This window comes from uncultured Xanthomarina sp., from assembly GCF_963971605.1.
Taxonomy (GTDB): domain Bacteria; phylum Bacteroidota; class Bacteroidia; order Flavobacteriales; family Flavobacteriaceae; genus Xanthomarina; species Xanthomarina gelatinilytica.
The window spans coordinates 1-5,954 of sequence record NZ_CAXATZ010000064.1; the positions used below are offsets into that span (position 1 = coordinate 1).

General features: G+C 35.6%; 5 protein-coding genes. 1 reads left to right on the forward strand and 4 read right to left on the reverse strand.

Annotated features, from left to right (window positions below):
* Positions 1-62: 62 nt before the first annotated feature.
* From AACY93_RS13540 to AACY93_RS13550, 3 genes are read right to left on the reverse strand one after another with little or no spacing between them, the layout of a single operon-like run.
* Positions 63-710 (reverse strand): T9SS type A sorting domain-containing protein, encoded by a 648-nt coding sequence (locus tag AACY93_RS13540; protein WP_339612148.1) that lies wholly within the window; start codon positions 708-710, stop codon positions 63-65.
* Between the two features lie 5 nt (positions 711-715).
* Positions 716-2,527, reverse strand: a complete 1,812-nt coding sequence (locus AACY93_RS13545) for a S8 family serine peptidase (RefSeq protein WP_339612149.1) — start codon at positions 2,525-2,527, stop codon at positions 716-718.
* Complete coding sequence (locus AACY93_RS13550) at positions 2,511-3,824, reverse strand: S8 family serine peptidase (RefSeq protein WP_339612150.1); 1,314 nt, start codon at positions 3,822-3,824, stop codon at positions 2,511-2,513. The genes AACY93_RS13545 and AACY93_RS13550 overlap by 17 nt, the downstream gene beginning before the upstream one ends.
* Positions 3,825-4,156: 332 nt before the next feature.
* On the opposite strand from AACY93_RS13550, the gene AACY93_RS13555 reads away from it, so the two are divergent.
* A complete protein-coding gene (locus tag AACY93_RS13555; RefSeq protein ID WP_339612151.1) occupies positions 4,157-4,426 on the forward strand; it encodes a transposase in 270 nt (89 codons plus the stop codon).
* A 104-nt stretch (positions 4,427-4,530) separates the two neighbouring features.
* Here the strand turns inward: AACY93_RS13555 and AACY93_RS13560 are convergent, their stop codons facing one another.
* Positions 4,531-5,751 carry a hypothetical protein gene (locus tag AACY93_RS13560; RefSeq protein ID WP_339612152.1) on the reverse strand — a complete coding sequence of 407 codons (1,221 nt, stop codon included), beginning with the start codon at positions 5,749-5,751 and terminating at the stop codon, positions 4,531-4,533.
* Between the last annotated feature and the right edge of the window lie 203 nt (positions 5,752-5,954).

Below are 5,954 nucleotides of genomic sequence, written 5' to 3' on the forward strand. Positions count from 1 at the left end.
TCATGTTTTTATAAAATCATGGGGTTGTGCAACGGTTACCGGTGTTACCCAACGTACTTTTTTCAGTTACTTATTATTATCTTCTTCGTAATAATTCCGTAGTCTGTATTCAGTTTTAAGAAATAAATTCCATTGTTCAAATTTTGCATATCCAATCTTTCAAGACCAGTTGTAAAGGATTTTATTTCTTTGCCCAATATATTATATACAGCAATATTTTTTAATACTAAATTATTTGGGTTTTCCAAAAACAATATATCCTTAACAGGGTTTGGGTACACCTTTATTTGGTTTTCTAAAAGTTCAAAGTCCTCTACACCCAAATATACCGTTTCCGTTAAAGGGGTTGTAAACTGCATGGTTGCGCTGTCTGTTAAATCAGTGAAATCACATGTGGTTAGTATTGGAGTTCTATAAATTTCCAAATTTAAAATATAGTTAATCGGGTTATTGACTGGTATGTTAAATGTATTGCTTAATAGAGGTGCAACATTTTGGGTAGAATATTCGTAACAAACTTTCAAATTGATTTGATTACCTATAAATTCATAATTGTGATTAACGAAATTTATATAGTGTGTTTCAACTACTTCCAAATTCACATCAACAGAATCCGTGCCATTAGGTGAGACATTTAAAGAATGTATTGTTTGACCATTTACAAAATAGCCACTTAAAGCGATTACAGTTAATAGAATGATTTTTTTCATAACAATTAGTTTTTAATAAGTGTTTTGGCATCCACAATGGTGCCATTGCAGACAAGTGCAACGGTATAATACCCAATAGGGTAACTGGATATGTCTATGGTGGACTCCTCTAAGTTGGTGTCTATAATGTAGTTGTTGGACGTGTTACTGTTGGTACCTATAACCATTAAATAAGCAGAACTGACATCAATGGTCTTGTAGTTAACAACAACATTGTCCGTGGCAGGATTTGGCACCATGGTTTTTAGATAAAACTGGTTGACGGTAACGTCCACCTCGTCGTAGTCCTTAAAGCCATCACTATCTGCAACAATTTCAAGTTTGAACTTTTGGGTCACGTCTGCTGAAACGGTCAGGTCCTTACCTTGGTAAATCAAGTTGCCATCTGGGTCGTACCAATTGTATATAGCGGCTTCGTTAATCTGTTCCGCACTTATGGTGATAGTCTCGTTCTTGTCCGTTTCCAGATCGTCTCCTGCATTGGCCAAAAATATCGGTCGTGACTCCTTTTGTATTTTAATGGGTACAATGTCCACCAGTTCACCATTTTCGGCATCAAACTGTTTTACAACATAATTGAACTGCTGTTTGTCCGTAAGCTCCTTGGTCAGGAAATGAAAGGTAGCGTTAAGCGAATACAACTGGTTGGGCTGTAGTGCAATATTGCTTAAGGTCATGTTGTTTTGTGTCGCTATGACTACATTATCCTCGTTTGTGGTTTTAAAGTTATTGCCCTGTTTGCCACCATCGTTCCAAGCGTTGTATAGTTCCGGTTCAAGGTCTATGTGTATTTCGGATTCGTTATAGATGGCCTTACCAAATTCATCTTCATCCACACTGAATTCCAAACTATAGGTCTTTGTACTATCGGTTGGGTTGTAAACAGTGCCAACGGTTCTATAATACGGTTCGTTATCATTGGAAACCCATACATTTTTGGAGGCAATGTTGTTGTTGTTCAGGATATTATCAAAAACATTGGATGTTTCGTTCTGTATTGGGTCTTCAGTCGATACAATCCTTGTCAGGAGTTTATAATAGCTGCCATACAGTCCAGGATATACAGGATAAAACCCCATAGGGAACTCTAAAATGGTATCCTCTCCTGGAGCAAGAGAAGGTATAATAATACTGCCAACTTCATCACCGAACAAATCTGGAATTTCATTAGAAAATGCAGGACCGTAATGGTCTATCCAATGGTGTGGCCAAATCGTTCCCCAAGAGGACCAATACAGGTGCAGTTGGTCGTTACCACTGGAAGTTACAGAACCTTTATTACGAACACTAACATACACGTAGTTATCAGTAAAGGAATAAGGTGTTTGGTGTGTAAAATTGGTCAGACCGTCAGGTTGGTGCCTTACCCAAATATCCTGACTTAAAAAGGTACTGTTTGGATTGGTGTTCGGTTCTATGCCAAAATCAAGAGGTGTATCCTTGGTATATAAATCCACTGTATTGGTATTCATGCTTTGTGCCAAAACAACCGCAGCATGAGCATCCACTAAGCCATAGCCCATTTCGTTGTTCCAGGTGCCATTGGGTCTATTGGTATGGTTTTGATAGGAATACAAGGTGTTTTCATTGACCTTTTGCGCTGTACTTTCTATGATGTCATTGACCTGTAAATTGGTTAGGTTTGGATTGACAGATAGAATCAAACCTGCAACCGCTGACACATGAGGTGCTGCAGCTGAAGTCCCTAAAAAATCAAAATAATAATCTTCTGACACCCAACCGTTAATTGTGGGGTCTGTAGTTGGAATATAAGTACCAGGAGCCATTATATCCAATTCATCACCAAGTTTGTCCATCACAAGAATTTGGAGAGGTTCGTTCACCACATGGTGATATAGCGCCTACAACTAACAATCTATCATCATTATTAGCTGGGAATTCCGTAATTGTACCTTCTATATTTCCAGAAGTGAAAACAACTATACATCCTTTTTCATCTCTGCCAAATGTCAAAGCATTGTTTAAGGCATCTTCTATTAAAGAATCGTAAATATTTACATGCCAAGAGTTATTAATAATATCTGCTCCGTTTTCCCAAGCCCAATTGATTCCATTGGCAATATTTTCTGAAACTAAAAAAGTTGTACTTATTGACATTAATTTACAATTTGGAGCAATACCAGATACACCAATAGAGTTATTTTGAGTAGCTCCAATTATACCAGCACAATGTGTTCCATGTGGCCCATATACCAAACTTTGGGGATTATTTATTGGGTCTTCAGTATCATAACTTAAAAGATGCATATTTGTTAGGTCAGGATGATTTAACTCTACTCCTAAATCGATAACGGCAATATTAATATTTGGGTCACCATTAGTAATATTCCAAGCCTCACAAGCATTAATATCTATACCTGCTGTTGCAAAAACAGGAGGGTTTTGGGAGAGTTGCTGTCCTGTGTTGTCTAGGTTCCATTGTTGGCCAAAATATTGGTCGTTAACGCAACCACTTACAGGACCATTTACAATGGCTTGGGTTGTTGGTGTTGGTTCCTCATCCCTTATGGAAATAAAGTTTGGAGAACTGGAAGCAAACAAGCCTGTTTCGTAAAAGGCATTGGCAACCTCCAAAGGGTTGCCAATCGTGTTTTTAGTACATACCAAAGTGTACCACAATGGCATAAACTGGTTTTGGTTTTTTATGGTTACATTGTACTCATTGGCTTTTTGTTGCAACAGGTTTAAGTCGCTAGCTTGTTTTAGCTTTACGTAAAAATGTCTGGACAATACTATTTTCTTTCCAGCCATGGTTGTAAAGCCAGGTGCAACTACATTAACCGTATTGATACTTTTTAAGGAGTTTATTTTTTGGTAATACTCAATATCTGTTGGTTGGGTTTCAAAATCGACAATAGACCATTTATTTGTCTCGCCATTTGTTGGGTTGCTTTCGGTTTTTAGGGTATAGTCCAAAAGGTTCTGGTTATCCACAGATGATTTTAGGAATGTATTGTCTGTATTGATGTATAATGAGGATTTATCTAAATTTAAAAAAACTTTCCCTCCTTTGTAATAGTAGTAATAGTTGCTTTGGGTAAACATTGAAACGGTTGTTAATGTAAGAGTAAACATGAGTAAACGTTTTTTCATAATTCAGACTTTTTAAAGTTAGTTAATTTTTTTGTTTCCGTATGTTGGGTAACGGTTTTGTATATGATACGTTGCGTGGTTTAGCACGTAATTTAGCAAATAAAAACCGAATAGAAAATCCGCGAGGATTTTCGTAAGTAGGCGAGTACTAGCAATGGATTATATACGTTGTGCCTGTTGCACAACTATTCAAATATAGTTTAAAATTTCAAGAATTGCCTGAAAGTTCTTATTTTTAGGAATGCAAGGAAAAAAAGAGTATCAAGAGAAATTATTCAACAGTTTTCAGTTAAGTGTTCGGGTACCAGAACACAATTTCACAGGGGCGTTATATGAAAGCCAAGCGCCAAAGTACGGTAGAACCTGTATTTGGGACCCTTACCCAGTTTATGGGCTTAAGAAAAGTGAATACCCTAGGTATTAAACAGGCCAATAAATGTATGCATCTCTCGGCCATTGCTTATAACTTAAAAAAGTACTTGAAATTCACCCAAAAACGCACAAAAAGTGGGGCGGCAAGTCTACGCTTCGTTTTTTACCGTTTTAAGGCTGTTATAAACGTCATTTTAAGCCCATATCATCAACTTCAATTTACATTGTAACAGCTAGTAAAAAATAACAAACGCCCTTAAAATGGGCGTTTTTGTGTCATGTTTTTGTAAAATCATGGGGTTGTGCAACGGTTACCATTGTTGTGCATAGTGTTTTACTTTTTTATAAATGGAAGTAACGTTTTTATTATTCTCTCAATTGAGCTTATAGAAACATCTTCCTCTTTTTTGTCGTCCATATCATTCATCAAATTCCCGCTATTTCCAAAGTATTTTTCAACCAATTTTTCTTTAATAGCTTGTTTCTTTGGTTCGGGTAACAATTCAATAAATGGGTTAATTGCTGTCAATTCAAGTTCGGCTTTTCGATTGAGCACTTCAAGTTTTCTATGTTTACTTGATTCTCTCGCTGCATAAGTTGCAGGATATGAAAGTGCAGCTGCTGCTAAAATTCTAATCAATGATTTTGTCCAATCAAAGTTTTCTCCGCTAATATCCCAAATAGTATATATCAGAATTCCAGAAAGACCAATCATAAGAATTATTGCTATTACTCTGAAAACGTCAGCTGTTGTTTTATGACTGTTTGCTACTTTTTGATAATTTCCTGTAACTGCTTTATCGCTTACAACTCCAACAATTTTTTTAGCTTCTTCAAGTTTAGCTTCTAAATCCTTTATTATTTGGTCAGTACCTGTATTTATTTCAGACTTTAGGCTTTCAACTTCGTCCGCTAATGTCTTTTTAGACGTATCGAATTCAGCTCTAAAAGTTTTTCTGTCTTGTTCATAATTCTGTGTTGCGGAATTTTTTATTGCCTCAAAGTTTGTTTGGAACGACTTGTTTAAGTTTTGTATTTCTAACTCCTTTTGTTTTAAAGTAGTATTTACATTCTCTAAAGCTTTGTCAGTTTCTTCAAGTTTTTTAGATAGAGCGTCAAATTGCTTTTTAAGTTCTTTATTTTCTGTTTCTAATAAGTCGTATTTCTCCTTTGTGATTTTTTCAAAGTTTGCAATGTTCTTTGAAAAATTAAAGTCGTTTTTCGCAAATGGTAAAGGCAGATTTCGAACTCTTGAGGTTGCTGTGTATAAATGGTTTGTAGCATTCGTTATATGACCTGTATTTTTATTTCCTACAAAAGAGTTTATTTGAGTTAACGAATTTTCAATTTCTTTTGAAATGTTGGTCAATTCAGCTTCTTGGACAATCGTTGGAATTGTAAGTTTTAATCTGTCCTTTAGATATCCAATTGCTGTTTCAAAAAAATTAATGCTGTCAACACCAATTAATTCTCTTAATTCTTTTTCCTCTATTCGAGAACTGATTTGGTCAAGTTTTTCAAATACTTGATGATTTTCAAATTCGGTTGGTGTCATTTCAGATTTCGTTTTTTTACATTATGCACAACGTTGATGTGTATGATTAGTGGCGTGTTTAAGCACCTAATTTAACAAATAAAAACCGACTAGAAAATCCGCGAGGATTTTCGTAAGTAGGCGAGAACTGGCCATTAATTATACACGGCTTAAGTTTACAATTCATTAAATTTATTAGATAATCAGAAAGCACAAAAGAGAGA